Origin of the sequence: Pseudomonas sp. P97.38 (genome assembly GCF_001269745.1) — a bacterium.
GTDB classification, from domain to species: Bacteria; Pseudomonadota; Gammaproteobacteria; order Pseudomonadales; family Pseudomonadaceae; genus Aquipseudomonas; species Aquipseudomonas chlororaphis_E.
Window position 1 is genome coordinate 77,771 of record NZ_LHVJ01000012.1, and the last position, 20,169, is coordinate 97,939.

Below are 20,169 nucleotides of genomic sequence, written 5' to 3' on the forward strand. Positions count from 1 at the left end.
CTTACTTCTGCTCTTGAGCTGGAGGCACGTCAGTCGCCGGATTGGCCGACTTTTGCTCTTGAAGCACCGGGACATCATCAGAAGCCGGTTGTTGCTTAGGTGTCTCCAGTACCGCTGGGTTTGGCAAACCTACTTGAGTCAGCTCGTGAGCTTTCTCTTTAGCAAAGTAACCTAACCCCAAGCTGGTCATGAAGAAACCGGCGGCAAGTATAGCAGTAAACTTACTAAGAAAGGTAGAGGAACCTTGGCTTCCGAACACAGTATTTGAAGCACCTGCACCGAAAGACGCGCCAGCATCCGCACCTTTACCCTGCTGCAGCAATACGAGGGCTACTACACCCAGTGCACCCAGCAGATGAAAAACGACTACGACTGTTTCCAGCATTTTTTCAGTTTCCCGCGGCGCGACAGATCGCACCGAACTCATCTGCATTCAGGGACGCTCCACCAATGAGCCCCCCATCGATATCCGGCATGCCGAACAGTTCGACCGCATTGGCCGCCTTCACGCTGCCGCCGTATAGAAGTCGCGCACCTCGCGCCACTTCAGAATTCTCTGCCGCCAACTGCGCGCGGATGGCTGCGTGCACATCCTGTGCCTGTTGCGGCGAAGCCGTCAGCCCGGTGCCAATGGCCCAGACTGGCTCGTAAGCGATGACTGCCTTTGCAAAAGCGCCGACACCCAGGTCTTCGATGATACTGCCCAGCTGACGCCCGACAACTTCAAGGGTCTTGCCGGCTTCACGCTGCTCGAGGGTTTCCCCTACACACAACACCGGAGTCAGACCACACGCCTGGGCCGCTGCAAACTTGCGAATCAGGGTCTTGTCCTGCTCGCCCATGATCAGGCGACGCTCGGAGTGTCCGACCAGAACCAGGGTACAACCTGCATCCACCAGCTGACTCGGCGCAACCTCACCGGTCAACGCCCCTTGCATGGATTCCACCGCAGAGTTCTGCGCGCCGATCGAAATCGACTTGCCTTTCAAGCCATCAATCACTTGATTGATATACAAGCAAGGCGGGAATACCGCGACGTCAACACCGCTTGGCAAGGCCAGATGACGAAGGCCATTGATCAGCTCAGCGACGCTGGCGCGGGTACCGTGCATCTTCCAGTTACCAGCTACCATAGGGCGACGCATGCTGTACCTCGTCGGTCAAAGTGGGCGCAGATGTTACCCAACCGATTCATGGCTGGCAAGCCGAATTCAGGCAGAAACTTCAGTAACCAGTTTTGCCAGCTCTTCGGCGTAGCCTCGAACCTGTGCTTCGTCCTCGCCCTCGACCATGACACGCACCAAAGGCTCTGTACCGGACTTGCGCAGCAACACCCGCCCACGCCCCGCCATCGCCTGTGTCACGCGCTCGCTGGCCTGCTTGACCGTCGCGTGCTCGATCGGATTGACACCGCCACCGAAACGCACGTTGATCAGCACCTGCGGACACTTGCGCAACGCCTGGCGCGACTGTGCGAGCCCTTCATCCCGCGCCTTGAGTGCCATCAGCACCTGCAAGGCCGCGATGATCGCATCACCGGTGGTGGTGTGGTCGAAGCACACGATGTGCCCGGAATTCTCGCCACCGATCACCCAGTTGCGTTCCAGCAGCTCCGAGATCACATAGCGATCGCCCACGTTGGCCCGCACGAACGGGATATCCAGGTCCGCCAGCGCCAGTTCGAGGCCGAGATTGCTCATCAATGTACCGACGACGCCGCCTTGCAGCTTGCCGCGCCCGTGCAGGTCGCGGGCGATGATGAACAACAACTCGTCACCATCGACCACCGTTCCGGTGTGGTCGACCATCAGCACCCGATCACCATCGCCATCGAAGGCAATGCCGAGATCGGCCTGCTCGGCCAACACCGCAGCCTGCAACGCCTCGGTATGGGTGGAGCCACAGTTGTGGTTGATGTTCAGACCATTGGGCTGGGCGGACAACACCACCACTTCAGCACCCAATTCGCGGAATACGCTCGGCGCGACTTTATAGGTGGCCCCGTGGGCACAGTCGACGACGATTTTCAGGCCGGCGAAACTGGTGCCGGTCGGCACGCTGCCTTTACAGAACTCGATGTAGCGACCCGACGCGTCGTTGATTCGCGACACCTTGCCGATCTTGCTCGACTCAACCACCGTCATCGGTGTGTCCAGCAGCTCTTCGATCATCAGCTCGATGTCATCCGGCAACTTGGTGCCCTGGCCGGAGAAGAACTTGATGCCGTTATCGTCATGAGGGTTGTGCGAAGCACTGATCACGATCCCGGCCTGCGCCTGGAACGTACGCGTCAGGTAGGCGATGGCTGGCGTCGGCATCGGCCCCAGCAGCATCACATCGGCACCCGCCGAAGTCAGGCCAGCTTCGAGCGCCGATTCGAACATGTAGCCGGAAATACGCGTGTCCTTGCCAACCAACACCTTGCAGGCGCCCATCTTGCGGAACGCCATGCCGGCAGCCCAGCCGAGCTTGAGCATGAAATCCGGGGTAATCGGATATTCGCCGACCCGACCACGAATACCGTCGGTGCCAAAATATTTTTTGCTCATAAGTGCTCCGTCATTCTTATTCGGCTGAATCCACAGCTGCGATCATGCGTACAACATCCATCGTTTCGGCCACGTCATGGACGCGCAATATGCGCGCGCCCTTGGTCAGGGCCAAGGCAGCCAGTGCAAGACCGCCATACAGGCGCTCTCCCACCGGACGCCCCAATGCATTGCCTATCATGCTCTTTCGCGAAACCCCAACCAACAGGGGCCGCCCGAGCGCGTGCAATGCCTGCATATGCTTGAACAAGCTCAGATTGTGATCCAGTGTCTTGGCAAAGCCAAACCCGGGATCAAGGATGATTTTCTCGGCAGGGATGCCCACGGCGGCGCATTGACTCATGCGCTGGGCCAGGAACTCACTCACCTCGCGGGTCACATCATCATAATGCGGGTCGTTCTGCATGGTGCCGGGCTCGCCGAGCATATGCATCAGGCAAACCGGCAGGCCAGTGGCCGCCGCCGCATCCAGGGCGCCATCGCGCTGCAGCGACCGCACATCGTTGATCAGGCCAGCGCCCAACCGCGCCGTCTCACGCATGACCGCCGGCGTGGACGTATCGACCGAGATAATGACATCGAGCTCACGGTGGATGCGCTCGACAATCGGCGCCACTCGCTCCAGCTCCTCGGTAGGCGAGACAGCCCGCGCACCCGGCCGGGTCGATTCGCCGCCCACATCGATCAGCGTGGCGCCCGCAAGCACCATGGCCTCGGCATGGCGCAACGCAGCATCGAGCTGGCTGAATCGCCCACCATCGGAAAAGGAATCAGGGGTGACATTGAGGATGCCCATGACATGCGCCTGGGCCAAATCAAGAACCCGGTTGCCGCAAGGCAACCGGGTCGAGGACTGAACAGAAGTCATTTCACGCCTTATACATCAGCAGCCGGACCGCCAATCGGTGTTTCCGGACGCTCGCCCTGGACCGCCGGCGGCGTACCGGAAGTACCGGTGCCTCCCGACCAGTCTCGTGGCTCACGAGGCACGCGCCCCGCCATGATGTCATCGATCTGCTCGGCATCGATGGTTTCGTACTTCATCAGTGCATCGGCCATGGCGTCGAGCTTGTCACGGTTGTCCGTGAGAATCTGCTTGGCGGTGCCGTAGCACTGATCGATGATGCTGCGCACTTCGGAGTCGATCAGCTTGGCTGTCTCGCCGGAAAAGCTTGCATGCTGGCCACTGCCACCACGGCCGAGGAACACTTCGCCCTCTTCTTCAGCGTACATCAGCGGCCCCAGCTTCTCGGAAAGCCCCCACTTGGTCACCATGTTCCGGGCAATCTGGCTGGCACGCATGATGTCGTTGGAGGCGCCAGTGGTCACACCGTCAAAGCCCAATGTCATCTCTTCGGCGATACGACCGCCGTACAGCGAACAGATCTGGCTGATCAGCGCCCGCTTGGACAGGCTGTAACGATCTTCTTCCGGCAGGAACATGGTCACGCCCAAGGCACGACCACGGGGAATGATCGAGACCTTGTAGACCGGGTCATGCTCGGGCACCACACGACCGACGATGGCGTGACCCGCCTCGTGGTAGGCCGTGTTCTGCTTTTCCTTCTCGGACATGACCATGGATTTGCGCTCTGCGCCCATCATGATCTTGTCCTTGGCCAGTTCGAATTCCTTCATTTCCACCAGGCGCTTGCCGGAACGAGCGGCAAACAGTGACGCCTCGTTGACCAGGTTGGCCAGGTCGGCACCGGAGAAGCCAGGCGTACCACGGGCGATGACGGCCGGAGCGACGTCGTCACCCATCGGCACCTTGCGCATATGGACCTTGAGGATCTGCTCACGACCACGAATGTCCGGCAGCCCCACCACGACCTGACGGTCGAAGCGACCTGGACGCAACAGCGCAGGATCCAGCACGTCGGGACGGTTGGTGGCGGCAATCACGATGATGCCATCGTTCATTTCGAAACCGTCCATCTCCACCAGCAACTGGTTGAGGGTCTGTTCGCGCTCGTCGTGACCGCCGCCCATGCCGGCGCCACGATGGCGACCGACCGCGTCGATTTCGTCGATGAAGATGATGCACGGCGCATGCTTCTTGGCCTGCTCGAACATGTCACGGACACGGCTTGCACCGACACCCACGAACATTTCCACGAAGTCGGAACCGGAAATCGTGAAGAATGGCACCTTGGCTTCGCCGGCAATCGCTTTGGCGAGCAGGGTTTTACCGGTACCTGGCGGGCCTACCATCAGCACGCCACGTGGGATACGGCCGCCCAGGCGCTGGAACTTGCCCGGGTCGCGCAGGAATTCAACCAGCTCGCCAACCTCTTCCTTGGCTTCGTCGCAACCGGCGACGTCGGCCAGGGTGGTTTTCACCTGGTCTTCGGACAGCAGCCGGGCCTTGCTCTTGCCGAAGCTCATCGGCCCGCCCTTGCCACCGCCACCGCCCTGCATCTGGCGCATGAAGAACATGAACACAGCGATGATGACCAGGATCGGGAAGCTGGCCACCAGCAGCTGGGTCCAGATGCTTTGCTGTTCAGGCTGTTTGCCTTCGACCACGACATGGTTGTCCACCAGGTCGCCAATCAGGCCATTGTCCTGGATCGCCGGACGAATGGTCTTGAAGCTGTCGCCGTCGGTGCGCTTGCCGGTAATCACATAGCCATCAACGGCTACGCGCTCGACCTTGCCATCCTTGACCTGCTGGATGAAGTCGGAATAGTTGAGGGTCTGCGGCTCGTTAGGGCTGGAGAAGTTGTTCATCACGGTCACAAGGACAGCGGCGATGATCAACCACAGGATCAGATTCTTTGCCATATCGTTCAATTAACTACCCTCTGAAGCAAGCTCCGCTACTGGCGCGCGCTTCGCATGATATTCACCGGCCTAACTTACTACATTACCTACGACTCTGGCAGGCGCCGTCTGTAACCCTTTGTGAAACTTTGACCGCATCATTTTCGTTACGCGGCGTTTTCAACGCGAGACAAAAAAATCTATCGCCCCAGTCAGAGACGCTCATCACTGGCAGCGCCTTCGATACCACGAAACCCCCGCGCCAGCAGGTACTGCTCGCGAGAACGGTCACGGGACGACAATGGTTTGCGCATTTGCACCTTGTCGAACAACTTGCGTATGCCCTTGTGGTATTCGTCGAAGCCTTCACCCTGGAAGACCTTGATCAAAAAATCACCACCCGGACGCAGAACCCGCCCGGCAAGATCCAGGGCCAGCTCGCTGAGGAACATTGCACGAGGCATGTCGACAGCCGCCAATCCACTCATATTGGGGGCCATATCGGAAATCACAAGGTCAACTTCGGTATTTCCGACGGCCTCCAGGATTTTTGCCAATACGGCGTCTTCGGTAAAATCGCCCTGAATGAAGGTCACGTCAGGGATGCCGTCCATTTCCAGGATGTCGGAGGCGATCAACCGTCCCTGGCCACCAATCAGACGACTGGTCACCTGGGACCAGCCGCCCGGCGCCGCGCCGAGGTCGATCACGGTCATGCCGGGACGGATCAGGCGATCCTTTTCCTGGATCTCCAGCAATTTATAGCTGGCACGAGAGCGATAGCCGTCCTTTTGCGCCATTTTGACGTACGGATCGTTGAAATGCTCTTTGAGCCAGTTCTGGCTAGTCTTGGAACGGGCCACGGGCCACCTCTAAAAATAAAACGGGTCGTGATTAAGTGGGCGGTCCCGGACTCGCTCGGGTAAACTGGCCGCCGCTTTTTTACAAGATCAGACGCAGGGGTCAGATTATGCCGCTCACTCAAGAGCAGAAGAAACAATACAAATCCATTGGCCACCATCTGAAACCGGTTTTGACTGTGGCTGACAACGGTTTGACTGAAGGTGTACTCGCCGAACTGGAACGTGCACTGGGTGATCATGAGCTGATCAAGATCAAGCTCAATATCCTCGACCGCGAAGCCCGCCTGGCTGCCGTTGCTGAACTGTGCAAGACCGGCAAGGCCGACCTGGTGCAGGTCATCGGCAAGATGGCACTGATTTATCGCAAGAACTTCAGCGTCAACAAGCAACTGTCGAACGTTCACCGCTTCAAGTGATGCCAAGGCTCAAGGGTGTGCTTCGCGCACCCTGCCGCTCCACCCGGGAACCGGTTGCAGCACCAGCACCAAACCGGAAAACCCCAGCACCAGGTAACTGAAGACCTGCCACTGGCTTGCATCCGGCCAGCCAAGCCGCACGGCAAAGAACATCCCGCACGCGTACAAGGCCATGAGCAGCAATTGCCCACGAATGTCGCGCCATAGACTGGCAAGGCCCTCGGCCTGAACCAGCACCAAAGCCTGAACCGTCACGCACACTGCACAAAAACCCACCAGCAGTGCCGTCAGCATACTCGCGATTTCATCGATGAGCAGCGGTGCCAGGCCGATTCGGCCCAGCACCGGCAGCAAACCGATGTGCAACAACCACACGCCGCCCACCCACAACATCTGGGCAAGCTGCCAGATCATGGCGCCGGCACGTAGCGGGCGCCTTCGCTCAGACGTGACGGACTTCGACAATCTCATACTCGATGACACCGCCAGGTGTCTTCACCGCCACCACATCGCCCTCTTCCTTGGCAATCAAGGCGCGGGCAATAGGCGAACCGACAGAGATCTTGCCGAGTTTGATGTCAGCCTCATCCTCACCCACGATCTGGTAGGTGACGCTTTCATCCGTCTCGACGTTGGCGATTTCCACGGTGGTGCCGAAGATCACCTTGCCGGTGTGGGGAATGGTCGTGACGTCGATGATCACCGCGTTTTGCAGGCGACCCTCGATATCGCGAACCCGCGCCTCGACCATGCCCTGCTCTTCACGGGCGGCATGGTACTCGGCGTTTTCCTTCAGATCCCCCAGCTCACGCGCTTCACCAATGGCCTGGCTCAAGCGCGGGCGCTCGACCTTGGTCAGGTGAGCGTGTTCTTCTTCCAGGGCCTTGGCGCCCTGAACGGTCATCGGGTACTTGGTTATGCTCATGCCTTCAATCCTGCATGTAGATCCTGCAAGCGGCGCACGGTCTTCTCGGGACCGAACTTGAGCGCTTCGCAGATCGCTTCGCCCGCAGCAATGGTCGTGGTGCAGTAGATCTTGTGCTGCAGGGCGTTGCGACGAATGGAGTAGGAATCGGCGATCGACTGGCGACCCTCGGTGGTGTTGATGATCAGCGTGACTTCGTCATTCTTGATCATGTCGACCACGTGCGGACGGCCCTCGGTCACCTTGTTCACGCGGCGCACTTTCAGGCCTGCCGCCTCGATCAGCTTGGCAGTACCGGCAGTGGCGACCACTTCGAAGCCCAAGTTGATCAGATCACGGGCCACGCCTGCAACCAGTGGCTTGTCGTCATCACGCACGCTGATGAACGCCGTACCACCGGTTGGCAGCACTTCGCTGGCGCCCATCTGGGCCTTGGCGAAGGCTTCGCCGAAGGTGTCACCGACGCCCATCACTTCACCGGTGGATTTCATTTCCGGGCCGAGGATCGGGTCGACGCCTGGGAACTTGGCGAACGGGAACACCGCCTCTTTCACGCTGTAGAAATTCGGGATGATTTCCTTGGTGAAGCCCAGTTCCTTCAGGGTTTTGCCGGCCATGACGCGCGCGGCGATCATGGCCAGGGAAACGCCGATGCACTTGGAGACGAACGGCACGGTACGCGAAGCGCGCGGGTTGACCTCGATGACGTAGATGTCTTCGCCCTGAAGCGCCAACTGCACGTTCATCAGGCCAACAACACCCAGTTCCAGGGCCATTTTCTTGACCTGCTCGCGCATCTCGTCCTGGATGTGGGCCGGCAGCGAGTAAGGCGGCAGCGAGCACGCGGAGTCACCGGAGTGAACACCGGCCTGCTCGATGTGCTGCATGATCGCGCCAATCACCACGTCCTTGCCGTCGCAGACCGCATCCACGTCCATTTCGATGGCGCAGTTGAGGAAGTGGTCCAGCAGCACCGGGCTGTCGTTGGACACCTGGACCGCTTCGCGCAGGTAGCGCTTGAGTTCTTCTTCCTGGTAGACGATTTCCATCGCACGGCCGCCCAATACGTAGGACGGACGCACCACCAGCGGGTAGCCGATCTTGGCGGCGGCACGAATCGCTTCGTCTTCGCTGCGCACGGTGGCGTTTGGCGGCTGGCGCAGGTTCAGGCGCTCGACCATTTGCTGGAAGCGCTCGCGGTCTTCGGCGCGGTCGATGGCATCCGGGCTGGTGCCGATGATCGGTACGCCGGCGGCTTCCAGGGCACGCGCCAGTTTCAGCGGGGTCTGGCCGCCGTACTGGACGATGACGCCCTTGGGCTTCTCGACGCGGACGATTTCCAGCACGTCTTCCAGGGTCACTGGCTCGAAGTACAGGCGGTCGGAGGTATCGTAGTCGGTGGAGACGGTTTCCGGGTTGCAGTTGACCATGATGGTCTCGTACCCGTCATCGCGCAGGGCCAGTGCAGCGTGCACGCAGCAATAGTCGAACTCGATGCCCTGGCCGATCCGGTTAGGGCCACCGCCCAGGATCATGATCTTGTCGCGGGTCGAAGGCGCGGCTTCGCACTCTTCTTCGTACGTGGAGTACAGGTACGCGGTATCGGTGGCGAACTCGGCCGCGCAGGTGTCGACGCGCTTGTAGACCGGGAACACTTCCAGCTTGTGGCGATGGGCGCGCAGGCTCTTCTCGGTCACGCCGAGCAGCTTGGCCAGGCGCTGGTCCGAGAAGCCCTTGCGCTTGAGGCGGAACATCATGTCGCGGTCGATGCTGGACATGCCCAGGGTCTTGACCTTTTCTTCGTCCTTGATCAGGTCTTCGATCTGCACCAGGAACCAAGGGTCGATCATGTTCATGCCGAAGATCTGCTCGACGGTCATGCCGGCACGGAAGGCATCGGCCACGTACCAGATGCGCTCGGCGCCTGGCACGGTCAGCTCGCGCTTGAGCTCGCTCATGCTGTCCGGATGGCTCAGGTCCAGCTTCGGATCGAGGCCGCAGACACCGACTTCCAGGCCGCGAAGGGCTTTCTGCAGGGATTCCTGGAAGGTCCGGCCAATCGCCATGACTTCACCGACCGACTTCATCTGGGTGGTCAGGCGGGCATCGGCCTTGGCGAACTTCTCGAAGGCAAAGCGCGGCAGCTTGGTGACGACGTAGTCGATGGACGGCTCGAAGGACGCCGGGGTCTTGCCACCAGTGATGTCGTTCGACAGTTCGTCGAGGGTGTAGCCCACGGCCAGCTTGGCCGCGACCTTGGCGATCGGGAAACCCGTGGCTTTCGAGGCCAGGGCCGACGAGCGGGATACCCGCGGGTTCATTTCGATGACCACCATGCGGCCGGTGTCCGGGCAGATGCCGAACTGGACGTTGGAGCCGCCGGTTTCCACGCCGATCTCACGCAGCACCGCCAGGGAGGCGTTACGCAGGATCTGGTATTCCTTGTCCGTCAGGGTCTGGGCCGGCGCGACGGTGATCGAGTCACCGGTGTGCACGCCCATCGGATCGAAGTTCTCGATGGAGCAGACGATGATGCAGTTGTCCTTTTTGTCGCGGACCACTTCCATCTCGTACTCTTTCCAGCCGATCAGCGATTCGTCGATCAGCAGTTCCTTGGTCGGCGACAAGTCCAGGCCACGGGCGCAGATTTCTTCGAACTCTTCACGGTTGTAGGCGATACCGCCACCGGTGCCGCCCATGGTGAAGGACGGACGGATGATGCAGGGGAAGCCGAGCTTCTCGAGGACCGCGTTGGCCTCTTCCATGCTGTGGGCGATGCCCGAACGCGGGCATTCCAGGCCGATGGCCTTCATTGCCTTGTCGAAGCGCGAACGGTCCTCGGCCTTGTCGATGGTGTCGGCGTTGGCACCGATCATTTCCACACCGAATTTTTCCAGGACGCCTTCGCGCTCCAGGTCCAGGGCGCAGTTCAGTGCGGTCTGGCCACCCATGGTCGGCAACAGGGCGTCAGGACGCTCTTTCTCGATGATCTTGGCGACGGTCTGCCATTTGATCGGCTCGATGTAGGTGGCGTCGGCCATGGCCGGGTCGGTCATGATGGTGGCCGGGTTGGAGTTCACCAGGATGACGCGGTAGCCCTCTTCGCGCAGGGCCTTGCAGGCCTGGGCGCCGGAGTAGTCGAACTCGCAGGCCTGGCCGATCACGATCGGGCCAGCGCCGAGAATCAGGATGCTTTTTATGTCTGTACGTTTTGGCATGGGTTTGTCACTCAAATCCGCAGGTCAGTCGGCTAGGCCGTCGAACAATCTTTGAAGCGCCCGAGGGGGCCGCCGCGCTCGGGGCCGCCCTCAGGCTTCGCGCGGTCAGCGTCGCTTGGCCATCTCGTTGATGAAGCGATCGAACAGCGGAGCCACGTCGTTCGGGCCCGGGCTCGCTTCAGGGTGGCCCTGGAAGCTGAACGCGCTCTTGTCGGTACGCTCGATGCCTTGCAGCGTGCCGTCGAACAGCGACTTGTGAATCGCCCGCACGTTGGCCGGCAGGGTCGCTTCGTCCACGGCGAAACCGTGGTTCTGGCTGGTGATCATAACGACACCGGTATCCAGGTCCTGCACCGGGTGGTTGGCACCGTGGTGACCATGACCCATCTTCACGGTCTTGGCGCCCGAGGCGAGGGCCAGCAGTTGATGGCCCAGGCAGATGCCGAATACCGGGATCTCGGTTTCCAGCACCTGCCGGATCGCCTGGATCGCGTAGTCGCAAGGCTCGGGGTCGCCCGGGCCGTTGGACAGGAACACGCCGTCGGGCTTGAGGGCCAGGACGTCGGCGGCCGGGGTTTGTGCCGGCACCACGGTCACGCGGCAACCGCGCTCGACCAGCATGCGCAGGATGTTCACCTTGACGCCGTAGTCGTAGGCCACCACGTGATATGGCAGCTCGGACGCTTCGATCGTTGGGTGGCTGTCGGTCTTCAGGCTCCAGACCGAGGAACGCCACTCGTACTGCGTCTTGGTGCTGACGACTTTCGCCAGGTCCATGCCCTTGAGGCCCGGGAACCCTTGGGCGGCAGCGATGGCGGCTTCTTCGGAGATGTTGTCGCCGGCCATGATGCAGCCGTTCTGTGCGCCCTTCTCCCGCAGGATGCGGGTCAGACGGCGAGTGTCGATACCGGCGATCGCCACGACGTTGTTGGCTTTCAGGTAATCGGACAGGGACATCGTGTTACGCCAGTTGCTCGCTACCAGCGGCAGGTCACGGATGACCAGGCCGGCGGACCAGACACGATCGGACTCGGCATCTTCCGGCGTGGTACCGGTGTTGCCGATGTGCGGGTAAGTCAGGGTAACGATTTGCTGGGCGTAGGAAGGATCGGTAAGAATTTCCTGATAGCCGGTCATTGCGGTGTTAAACACCACCTCACCAACGGTCTGACCGTCGGCTCCAATGGCTTCGCCGCGAAAAATGCTGCCATCAGCAAGGGCGAGTATGGCTGGCTTAGTCAAGAAGACCTCCCGTAAATAAAGCCTGAAAGGGCGATCGCAGGTTGTAAAAAAGCGGAGTGACGTATGGACACGTCACCCCGCTTCTTCACTGAATTATTCTGCGCGCTTTTAGTGGACACACTAAAGCTGTAGCTTACAGAAAAAGGCTTTTTTGGTCCACCGCTAATGAGCCTTAAAGGCAGGGGAATGCGACAGGTCGTCGCGAAGCGGTGCAAAACGGGGCTCAGTATAACGTGAACCCCGCTTCCTTTGGCATCAACGCAGGTCGAGAACGTCCTGCATATCGTACAAACCAGGCTCGCGACCATCCAGCCACAGCGCGGCACGTACGGCACCCTTGGCAAAGGTCATCCGGCTCGAAGCCTTGTGGGTGATTTCCAGGCGCTCGCCCTCGGTGGCGAACAGCACGGTGTGATCACCCACCACATCACCACCACGCACCGTGGCAAAACCAATGGTGTCGCGCTGACGAGCACCGGTATGCCCTTCGCGTCCGTACACGGCCACCTGCTGCAGATCGCGACCCAACGCATCGGCGATCACTTCACCCATGCGCAAGGCCGTTCCCGAAGGCGCGTCGATCTTGTGCCGGTGATGCGCCTCGATGATTTCGATATCCGCATCGTCACCCAGGACCCGAGCCGCCATGTCCAGCAGCTTGAGCGACAGGTTCACGCCCACGCTGAAGTTCGCCGCGAACACGATCGCAATATCCTTGCCCGCCTCGGCCAGCAACTGCTTTTGCGCAGCGTCCAGCCCGGTGGTGCCGATCACCATGGCCTTGCCGTGCTTACGGCAGATGGCCAGGTTCTTCAGCATCACATCTGGCAGCGTGAAGTCGATCAGCACATCGAACTCGTCGAGCACCTTTTCCAGGCCGCCCGACATCGGCACGCCAATGCGCCCAAGCGAAGCCAGCTCACCCGCGTCCGCGCCCACCAGCGTGCTGTCGGGCCGCACGATGGCCGCCGTCAGGCCGGAGAGCGGCGAGCGCTGCTGCACCGCTTCGACCAACGCCTTGCCCATGCGCCCCGCAGCGCCCATCACAGCTATACGTCGCATGCGACCTCCTTACAGATCGCCGAAGAAGCGCTTCACGCCTTCGAACCAACCGGTGGTTTTCGGGGAGTGGCTGTTGTCACCCTCCAGCGAACTGCGGAACTCTTCCAGCAACTCACGCTGGCGCCGACTCAGGTTGACCGGCGTCTCCACCACGACGCGGCACATCAGGTCGCCAGCGCCACCGCCGCGCACGGGCGCAACACCTTTGCCGCGGATCCGGAATTGCTTGCCGGTTTGCGTACCCTCGGGAATCTTCAACTTGACGCGACCGTCGAGGGTCGGGATCTCGAGCTCGCCACCCAAGGCTGCATCGACGAAGCTGATAGGCACTTCGCAGAACAGATGCTTGCCGTCGCGCTGGAAGATCGCGTGCTCGCGCACATTGATCACCACGTACAGGTCGCCGGTCGGGCCGCCCTGGGCACCCGCCTCGCCTTCGCCGGACAGACGAATGCGGTCACCGGTATCGACACCGGCCGGCACCTTGACCGACAGCGTCTTGTACTCTTCGACACGCCCTTCGCCGTGGCAGGAGTCGCACGGATCGGAAATGATCTTGCCCTGGCCATGGCAGCGCGGGCAGGTCTGCTGCACCGAGAAGAAGCCCTGTTGCATGCGAACCTGGCCAATGCCGCCGCAGGTCGGGCACGTGACGGGCGAGGAACCTTTCTTGGCACCCGAGCCGTCGCACGGCTTGCAATTGACCAGCGTCGGCACGCGGATATTGACGGTGGTACCGCGCACCGCTTCTTCCAGGTTCAGCTCCAGGGTGTAGCGCAGATCGCTGCCACGCTGGGCGCCGCCACGGGCACCGCCGCGACCGCCACCAAAGAAGTCACTGAACACGTCGCCGAAAATGTCGGAGAAGTTCTGGCCGCCAAACCCGGCACCGCCGCCACCCATGCTCGGGTCGACACCGGCATGACCGTACTGGTCGTAGGCCGCGCGCTTGCTGGAATCGGACAGGACTTCGTAAGCCTCGTTGGCTTCCTTGAACAGTTCCTCGGACGCCTTGTCATCGGGATTACGATCCGGGTGGTGCTTCATCGCCAGACGACGATAGGCCTTTTTCAGCTCTGCCTCGCTGGCCCCCCGCTCAACACCCAATATTTCGTAATAGTCACGCTTTGCCATTAGTCTTTGCACTCTTATAGGACGTTCGGCAAACCTCTCCTGAACCTTGCCAAACTCGTTGAGCCCTCCCCGCAAAGGCCCAGGCCCAACCACGTCAATTCAACGATCCTGGTCTCAGGCTCTGCATGAAAAGCGCCTGCGCAACCCTTCATGCAAACCCACATCTTTCAGCCAGGGAACCGGCCAAAACGCGGTGTCACTTGCCCGGAAAGCAGGAGCATTCCCGTTCACACCGCCAGCGTCCGAGCACTGTCGCACGCTGTAAAAATTCATTGGCTCCAGACACGCCAACGCGGGAGCAAGCCCCCGCGCGGCGACATCCTACCAGCCACCGCACAAATGCAGTCAACCGGCCGACCAACAAGCGATTACTTGTGGTCTTTCACTTCTTCGAACTCGGCGTCCACGACGTCGTCGGCTTTTTCGGCCGATTCGCCCTGTGCCGCCGCGCCTTCGGCAGGTTGAGCCTGCTCGGCGTACATCTTCTGGGCCACTGGCGCGGAGACCTTGGACAGCTCTTCGATCTTCGCTTCGATGGCCGCCTTGTCGTCGCCTTTCACAGCGGCTTCCAGGGCAACCACGGCAGCTTCGATCGCAGTCTTCTCTTCCGCGGTCACTTTGTCACCGGCGTCAGCGATCATCTTGCGAGTCGAGTGCACCAGGGCATCACCCTGGTTACGGGCGCTGGCCAGCTCTTCGAACTTGCGGTCTTCCTCGGCGTTGACTTCAGCATCGCGAACCATCTGCTGAATTTCTTCCTCGGACAGGCCGGAGTTGGCCTTGATCACGATGGACTGGGTCTTGCCGGTGGCCTTGTCTTTCGCGCCGACGTGCAGGATGCCGTTGGCGTCGATGTCGAAGGTCACTTCGATTTGTGGCACGCCACGTGGTGCTGGTGGAATCTCGGCCAGGTCGAACTTGCCCAGGGACTTGTTCTGGGCGGCTTGCTTGCGCTCACCTTGCAGCACGTGAATGGTCACGGCGCTCTGGTTGTCGTCGGCCGTCGAGAACACCTGGGATTTCTTGGTAGGAATCGTGGTGTTCTTCTCGATCAGCGCAGTCATCACGCCACCCATGGTTTCGATACCCAGGGTCAGCGGGCTGACGTCGAGCAGCAGGACGTCCTTCACGTCACCGGCCAGAACGGCGCCCTGGATCGCAGCACCCATGGCAACGGCTTCGTCCGGGTTCACGTCTTTACGTGCTTCCTTGCCGAAGAAATCGGTCACCAGCTTCTGGACCAGTGGCATACGGGTCTGACCGCCCACCAGGATCACGTCGTTGATCGAGCCGACGTCGATACCGGCATCTTTCATGGCGATGCGGCAAGGTTCGATGGTGCGTTGAACCAGGTCTTCCACCAGCGCTTCGAGCTTGGCGCGGGAGATCTTCACGTTCAAGTGCTTAGGACCGGTGGCATCTGCGGTGATGTACGGCAGGTTCACGTCGGTCGACTGGCTCGAGGACAGTTCGATCTTGGCTTTTTCAGCGGCTTCTTTCAGACGCTGCATCGCCAGCGGGTCACCCTTGAGGTTCATGCCGCTTTCTTTCTTGAACTCGTCGACGAGGTAGTCGATCAGGCGGATGTCGAAGTCTTCACCACCCAGGAACGTGTCACCGTTGGTTGCCAGTACTTCGAACTGGTGCTCGCCATCGACTTCGGCGATTTCGATCACGGAAACGTCGAAAGTACCACCACCCAGGTCATAGACGATCACGGTGTGGTCGCCCTTGGCCTTGTCCATGCCGTAGGCCAGCGCCGCAGCGGTCGGTTCGTTGATGATACGTTTTACATCCAGGCCCGCGATGCGGCCGGCGTCCTTGGTGGCCTGACGCTGGCTGTCGTTGAAGTAGGCAGGCACGGTAATAACGGCTTCGGTCACCGCTTCGCCGAGGTAGTCTTCGGCGGTTTTCTTCATCTTCTTCAGGATTTCAGCCGAAATCTGTGGCGGTGCCATTTTCTGGCCGTTCACTTCGACCCAGGCGTCGCCATTGTCAGCCTTGGCGATTTTGTAAGGCACCATCTTGATGTCTTTCTGAACAACTTCTTCGTCGAACTTGCGACCGATCAGACGCTTCACCGCGTACAGGGTGTTATGCGGATTGGTCACGGCCTGACGCTTGGCCGACTGGCCAACCAGAATTTCGCCATCGTTGGCGTACGCGATGATCGACGGCGTGGTACGCGCGCCTTCGGCGTTCTCAATCACCTTGGCCTTGCCGTTTTCCAGCACGGAGACGCACGAGTTGGTGGTCCCCAGGTCGATACCGATAATCTTGCCCATGTTAACTCTCCCGGAACTTGGATTTGGTTGCCGCAGCAGTGGTGGCTAACTGCGGTAGCACTTAAACGCTTGACTTATAGATGGGGCCGTTACGACCGTTTTCAAGCCTGCTCATCAATAGAAGGCGAAACCGGAGCTGGCGCCTTGCTGACCACGACCATGGCCGGGCGCAGCAGGCGACCGTTGAGCAGATAGCCCTTCTGGAACACCTTCAGGACACTGTTTGGCTCGACGTCGGCACTTTCCTGCATCGCCATGGCCTGGTGATGCTCGGCGTTGAAGGGTTCGCCGTGCGGGTCGATGGCTTCCAGCTGATAACGCTTGAGGGTGTCCTGGAACATTTTCAGGGTCAGCTCGATGCCTTCGCGCATCGGACGGATGTTTTCGTCGTCCGGGCTGGACAGCTCCAGGCCGCGCTCCAGGCTGTCGATGATCGGCAGCAGGTCGCCGGCGAAACGCTCCAGGGCGAATTTGTGGGCTTTTTCCACATCCTGCTCGGCGCGACGGCGGACATTCTGCAGGTCGGCTGCCACACGCAACGCCTGATCCTGCGCGCCGGCCAGTTGCTCTTCGAGCACTTGTACACGTGCTGCCAGATCATCACCCGAATCCTGGGGAGCCTGATTGGCGTCTAGATTTTGCGTATCCTGCGTCTGTTCGTCAGCCATAGATTTCTCCTTTCAATTTCGTCCGCGAGCTCGACTCGCGCTTCTGCCCCGGTATATGGGGCCAGGTTTTTCAGCTTCAAGGGCTTGCCGACGAATTAACCTTACAAAAAACAGCTGCATATCCATTCCAGCCAGCGCTAAGAATTGCTTCCACTCAAGCAAATCGAGCTAAGCGAAGGCATTGTCAGGTCAAAACAAAACACTGTATAAATAACCAGACCTAAAGCCTGGGAGCGGCCTTATGCTGGTGCACCTGTCCGTACACAACTACGCCATCGTCGAACACCTCGACCTCGAACTCGATCGAGGCATGAGCGTGATCACCGGTGAAACCGGTGCCGGCAAATCGATCATGCTCGACGCCCTGGGCCTGACACTGGGCGATCGCGCCGACAACGGCGTGGTGCGTCCCGGCGCGGACAAGGCCGACATCCTGGCGACCTTCGACCTGGTAGACATCCCCGAAGCCAGTGCCTGGCTGGCCGAGCGCGACCTGGACACCGACGGCCTGTGCATCTTGCGCCGGGTCATCACGGCGGAAGGCCGCTCGCGAGGCTACATCAACGGCACGCCCTGCCCACTGGGCGACCTCAAGGCCCTGGGCGAACTGCTGATCGACATCCATAGCCAGCACGAACACCAATCCCTGCTCAAGACCGACACCCATCGACGCCTGCTCGACGAGTACGCCGGTGCCACCGACCTGGCGCGCCAGGTTCAACTGGCGGCCCAGCGCTGGCGACAAACGCGCCAGGAACTGGACCGACTGTCCAACTCCGGCGACGAACAACGGGCGCGCCACCAACTGCTGAGCTATCAGCTCGAGGAGCTGGAAAACCTGGCCCTGGGCGAAAATGAACTGGAAGAGCTGGAGCAGGAACACAAGAACCTGACCAACGCCGAAGCCCTGCTGGGCATCTGCCGCCAGGTCGTGGAGCAGTGCAGCGAAAGCGATTCGGGAAACGTGCTCAATGCGCTGACCGCCAGCCTGAATCGACTCACCAGCGTGAACAACTCGGTCGGAGCCCTGAACGAAGCGACCAACCTGCTGACGAGTGCACAAATCCAGGTCGAGGAAGCCGTCGGGGAACTGAACCGCTTCCTCGACCACTTCGATGCCGACCCAGCACGCCTGCAATACCTGGAAGAGCGGCTGGATACCATCTATACCCTGGCACGCAAGCATCGCGTCCAGCCGACCGACGTCGTCGAACTTCAGCAACGCCTGCTGGAGGAACTGGAAACCCTGAACGCCAACGATGAGTCCATCGAGCGCCTGGGGGAAGAACTGGCATCCTACGCCCGTCATTACCAGGAAAAGGCCAAGGAGCTGAGCGCACTTCGGCAGCAGGCCGCCACCGGGCTGGCCAGCGCCGTGGAACAGGAAATCCAGCGCCTGGGCATGCCCGGGGGCCGCTTCACCATCGAGCTGAAACCCAACGCCAGCGATGAACTCCAGCCCAACGGATTGGAGCAAGTGGAATTGCTGGTCAGCGCCAACCCCGGGCAACCGCTCAAGGCCCTGGCAAAAGTCGCCTCGGGCGGTGAGTTGTCACGGATCAGCCTGGCCATCCAGGTCATCACGGCGCAGACCTCGCGCGTGCCGACACTGGTCTTCGACGAAGTGGACGTGGGCATCGGCGGCCCGACGGCGGAGATTGTCGGCCAGTTGCTGCGCCGACTGGGGGAGCGCGGTCAGGTGCTGACCGTCACTCACTTGCCCCAAGTGGCCGCCCAAGGGCACCAGCATCTATTTGTGCATAAGGTGCGCGGCGAGGATGCCACCCGAACGGCCGTGTCCAAGCTCAACAAGAGCGAGCGCGTGGAGGAAGTGGCTCGAATGCTGGGAGGGATCGACCTCACCAAGGAATCCCTGGCCCACGCGAAAAAAATGGTCATCGCCGCAAAAACCTGACATACGACCGATAAAAGCCACAAAGCAAGAAGGCGACCCTGGGGTCGCCTTCTATCGTTTTGGGAGCCGTGGCTCACGCAACGTGCTTACTTCTTTTTGCGCACGTGCAGGACGAGATGGTGGTCGATCAACTCGAAGCCATACTCCTCAGCAATTGCCTTTTGCAGCTTTTCGATTTCCGGGCTGACGAATTCGATGACCTCACGGGTTTCCACGTTCACCATGTGATCGTGATGCTCCCCGTCAGCCAATTCGAAGACCGCATGACCGCCATCGAAATTGTGACGAGCCACAAGACCCGCTGCCTCGAATTGAGTCAGGACACGGTAAACCGTGGCCAGACCAACGTCCTCGCCAGCTTCCATAAGCGCCTTGTAGACGTCTTCGGCACTCATGTGGCGTTGCTCGGCAGAATCGAGCATTTGTAGAATCTTGACCCGTGGCAGGGTCACTTTGAGGCCGGCTTTGCGTAGTTCGCTATTTTCAACCATGGTCAGCTTTCTCGCGATGCTGCTTCGCAGCTTCTCTTAATGCGGGTATGATCGGCGTTTACGTTGTCCCAGCCAAGATAGTGGAAGTCGCCCACCGATGCAAAACACCAAGCTCTTGCTAACCAGTTTCACCTTCGTGGGACTGCTCGCACTCGCCGGTTGTTCATTCCCCGGGGTTTACAAAATCGACATCCAGCAGGGCAATGTCGTCACGCAGGACATGATAGACCAGTTACGCCCGGGAATGACCCGCCGGCAAGTACGGTTTATCATGGGCAACCCCCTGCTCGCCGACACGTTCCATGCCGATCGCTGGGATTATCTGTACAGCTTGCAGCCAGGTGGCGGTGAGCGCCAACAGGAACGCATCAGCGTTATCTTCAATGGCAATGACCAGCTCGTCAGCCTGTCGGGCGACTTCATGCCCGGTGTGAGCCGCGACGAGGCCATCATGGGCAAGGACAGCGGTACGACCGTTACCGATCCGACCCAGAACGCCGAAAAGCCGAAACCGGAAAAACCGGCCAAGCCAGGATCGCTGCTGGACCAGATCCAGAAGGATGTGGACAACGTCGAGACCGTACCCGTCCCGACGCCAGAACCGCTGGACACCTCGCCGCAATAATCGGCGACAT

Annotated in this window: 18 protein-coding genes; 3 read left to right on the forward strand and 15 right to left on the reverse strand. The window is 60.3% G+C overall.

What is annotated here, in order from left to right:
- Position 1: 1 nt before the first annotated feature.
- The 6 genes from secG to rlmE form a co-directional block, all read right to left on the reverse strand.
- Positions 2-385: a preprotein translocase subunit SecG gene (gene secG / locus AD664_RS26910; RefSeq protein WP_080964337.1), complete on the reverse strand. Its 384-nt coding sequence runs from the start codon at positions 383-385 to the stop codon at positions 2-4.
- 4 nt (positions 386-389) lie between these two features.
- Positions 390-1,145: a triose-phosphate isomerase gene (gene tpiA, locus AD664_RS07425; RefSeq protein ID WP_053145621.1), complete on the reverse strand. Its 756-nt coding sequence runs from the start codon at positions 1,143-1,145 to the stop codon at positions 390-392.
- A gap of 66 nt (positions 1,146-1,211) precedes the next feature.
- Positions 1,212-2,549: a phosphoglucosamine mutase gene (gene glmM / locus AD664_RS07430; protein ID WP_053145623.1), complete on the reverse strand. Its 1,338-nt coding sequence runs from the start codon at positions 2,547-2,549 to the stop codon at positions 1,212-1,214.
- A gap of 16 nt (positions 2,550-2,565) precedes the next feature.
- Positions 2,566-3,417, reverse strand: coding sequence for a dihydropteroate synthase (gene folP, locus AD664_RS07435; RefSeq protein ID WP_053145625.1), 852 nt, complete (start codon positions 3,415-3,417; stop codon positions 2,566-2,568).
- A gap of 8 nt (positions 3,418-3,425) precedes the next feature.
- The gene (gene ftsH, locus AD664_RS07440) at positions 3,426-5,336 is read right to left on the reverse strand and encodes an ATP-dependent zinc metalloprotease FtsH (RefSeq protein ID WP_047738366.1); all 1,911 of its coding nucleotides are present in this window, start codon (positions 5,334-5,336) and stop codon (positions 3,426-3,428) included.
- Between the two features lie 191 nt (positions 5,337-5,527).
- Complete coding sequence (rlmE, locus tag AD664_RS07445; protein WP_039592319.1) at positions 5,528-6,178, reverse strand: 23S rRNA (uridine(2552)-2'-O)-methyltransferase RlmE; 651 nt, start codon at positions 6,176-6,178, stop codon at positions 5,528-5,530.
- 107 nt (positions 6,179-6,285) lie between these two features.
- On the opposite strand from rlmE, the gene AD664_RS07450 reads away from it, so the two are divergent.
- A complete protein-coding gene (locus AD664_RS07450) occupies positions 6,286-6,594 on the forward strand; it encodes a YhbY family RNA-binding protein (RefSeq protein ID WP_003177852.1) in 309 nt (102 codons plus the stop codon).
- 9 nt (positions 6,595-6,603) lie between these two features.
- Here AD664_RS07450 and AD664_RS07455 read toward each other — a convergent pair whose 3' ends face one another.
- The 8 genes from AD664_RS07455 to grpE all read right to left on the reverse strand — a co-directional run bounded on the left by AD664_RS07455 (position 6,604) and on the right by grpE (position 17,128).
- Positions 6,604-7,008 (reverse strand): hypothetical protein, encoded by a 405-nt coding sequence (locus AD664_RS07455; protein WP_042728699.1) that lies wholly within the window; start codon positions 7,006-7,008, stop codon positions 6,604-6,606.
- A gap of 28 nt (positions 7,009-7,036) precedes the next feature.
- On the reverse strand, positions 7,037-7,513 hold the full coding sequence (gene greA / locus AD664_RS07460; protein ID WP_042728715.1) for a transcription elongation factor GreA: 477 nt from the start codon (positions 7,511-7,513) through the stop codon (positions 7,037-7,039).
- A 2-nt stretch (positions 7,514-7,515) separates the two neighbouring features.
- Entirely contained in the window at positions 7,516-10,737 is a 3,222-nt protein-coding gene (gene carB, locus AD664_RS07465) for a carbamoyl-phosphate synthase large subunit (protein WP_042728698.1), read from the reverse strand.
- A gap of 105 nt (positions 10,738-10,842) precedes the next feature.
- Entirely contained in the window at positions 10,843-11,979 is a 1,137-nt protein-coding gene (gene carA / locus AD664_RS07470; protein WP_053145627.1) for a glutamine-hydrolyzing carbamoyl-phosphate synthase small subunit, read from the reverse strand.
- Between the two features lie 255 nt (positions 11,980-12,234).
- On the reverse strand, positions 12,235-13,041 hold the full coding sequence (gene dapB / locus AD664_RS07475; protein WP_042728696.1) for a 4-hydroxy-tetrahydrodipicolinate reductase: 807 nt from the start codon (positions 13,039-13,041) through the stop codon (positions 12,235-12,237).
- A gap of 9 nt (positions 13,042-13,050) precedes the next feature.
- Positions 13,051-14,175, reverse strand: coding sequence for a molecular chaperone DnaJ (gene dnaJ / locus AD664_RS07480; protein ID WP_053145629.1), 1,125 nt, complete (start codon positions 14,173-14,175; stop codon positions 13,051-13,053).
- Between the two features lie 368 nt (positions 14,176-14,543).
- Positions 14,544-16,496: a molecular chaperone DnaK gene (dnaK, locus tag AD664_RS07485; protein ID WP_256207084.1), complete on the reverse strand. Its 1,953-nt coding sequence runs from the start codon at positions 16,494-16,496 to the stop codon at positions 14,544-14,546.
- A gap of 65 nt (positions 16,497-16,561) precedes the next feature.
- A complete protein-coding gene (grpE, locus tag AD664_RS07490) occupies positions 16,562-17,128 on the reverse strand; it encodes a nucleotide exchange factor GrpE (RefSeq protein ID WP_042730874.1) in 567 nt (188 codons plus the stop codon).
- Between the two features lie 241 nt (positions 17,129-17,369).
- Here grpE and recN point away from each other — a divergent pair, with 241 nt between their 5' ends.
- Positions 17,370-19,043 carry a DNA repair protein RecN gene (recN, locus tag AD664_RS07495; RefSeq protein ID WP_042730875.1) on the forward strand — a complete coding sequence of 558 codons (1,674 nt, stop codon included), beginning with the start codon at positions 17,370-17,372 and terminating at the stop codon, positions 19,041-19,043.
- Positions 19,044-19,129: 86 nt separating this feature from the next.
- Here recN and fur read toward each other — a convergent pair whose 3' ends face one another.
- Positions 19,130-19,534: a ferric iron uptake transcriptional regulator gene (gene fur / locus AD664_RS07500; protein WP_042730876.1), complete on the reverse strand. Its 405-nt coding sequence runs from the start codon at positions 19,532-19,534 to the stop codon at positions 19,130-19,132.
- A 97-nt stretch (positions 19,535-19,631) separates the two neighbouring features.
- On the opposite strand from fur, the gene AD664_RS07505 reads away from it, so the two are divergent.
- On the forward strand, positions 19,632-20,159 hold the full coding sequence (locus tag AD664_RS07505) for an outer membrane protein assembly factor BamE (protein ID WP_042730877.1): 528 nt from the start codon (positions 19,632-19,634) through the stop codon (positions 20,157-20,159).
- The last annotated feature ends 10 nt before the right edge of the window (positions 20,160-20,169 follow it).

What these genes read in the sequence shown, in the direction of transcription:
- secG (WP_080964337.1), bottom strand. Translation starts at nt 385, where the DNA reads ATGCTGGAAACAGTCGTAGTCGTTTTTCATCTGCTGGGTGCACTGGGT.
- tpiA (WP_053145621.1), bottom strand. Translation starts at nt 1,145, where the DNA reads ATGCGTCGCCCTATGGTAGCTGGTAACTGGAAGATGCACGGTACCCGC.
- glmM (WP_053145623.1), bottom strand. Translation starts at nt 2,549, where the DNA reads ATGAGCAAAAAATATTTTGGCACCGACGGTATTCGTGGTCGGGTCGGC.
- folP (WP_053145625.1), bottom strand. Translation starts at nt 3,417, where the DNA reads ATGACTTCTGTTCAGTCCTCGACCCGGTTGCCTTGCGGCAACCGGGTT.
- ftsH (WP_047738366.1), bottom strand. Translation starts at nt 5,336, where the DNA reads ATGGCAAAGAATCTGATCCTGTGGTTGATCATCGCCGCTGTCCTTGTG.
- AD664_RS07450 (WP_003177852.1), top strand. Translation starts at nt 6,286, where the DNA reads ATGCCGCTCACTCAAGAGCAGAAGAAACAATACAAATCCATTGGCCAC.
- AD664_RS07455 (WP_042728699.1), bottom strand. Translation starts at nt 7,008, where the DNA reads ATGATCTGGCAGCTTGCCCAGATGTTGTGGGTGGGCGGCGTGTGGTTG.
- carB (WP_042728698.1), bottom strand. Translation starts at nt 10,737, where the DNA reads ATGCCAAAACGTACAGACATAAAAAGCATCCTGATTCTCGGCGCTGGC.
- dapB (WP_042728696.1), bottom strand. Translation starts at nt 13,041, where the DNA reads ATGCGACGTATAGCTGTGATGGGCGCTGCGGGGCGCATGGGCAAGGCG.
- dnaJ (WP_053145629.1), bottom strand. Translation starts at nt 14,175, where the DNA reads ATGGCAAAGCGTGACTATTACGAAATATTGGGTGTTGAGCGGGGGGCC.
- grpE (WP_042730874.1), bottom strand. Translation starts at nt 17,128, where the DNA reads ATGGCTGACGAACAGACGCAGGATACGCAAAATCTAGACGCCAATCAG.
- recN (WP_042730875.1), top strand. Translation starts at nt 17,370, where the DNA reads ATGCTGGTGCACCTGTCCGTACACAACTACGCCATCGTCGAACACCTC.
- fur (WP_042730876.1), bottom strand. Translation starts at nt 19,534, where the DNA reads ATGGTTGAAAATAGCGAACTACGCAAAGCCGGCCTCAAAGTGACCCTG.
- AD664_RS07505 (WP_042730877.1), top strand. Translation starts at nt 19,632, where the DNA reads ATGCAAAACACCAAGCTCTTGCTAACCAGTTTCACCTTCGTGGGACTG.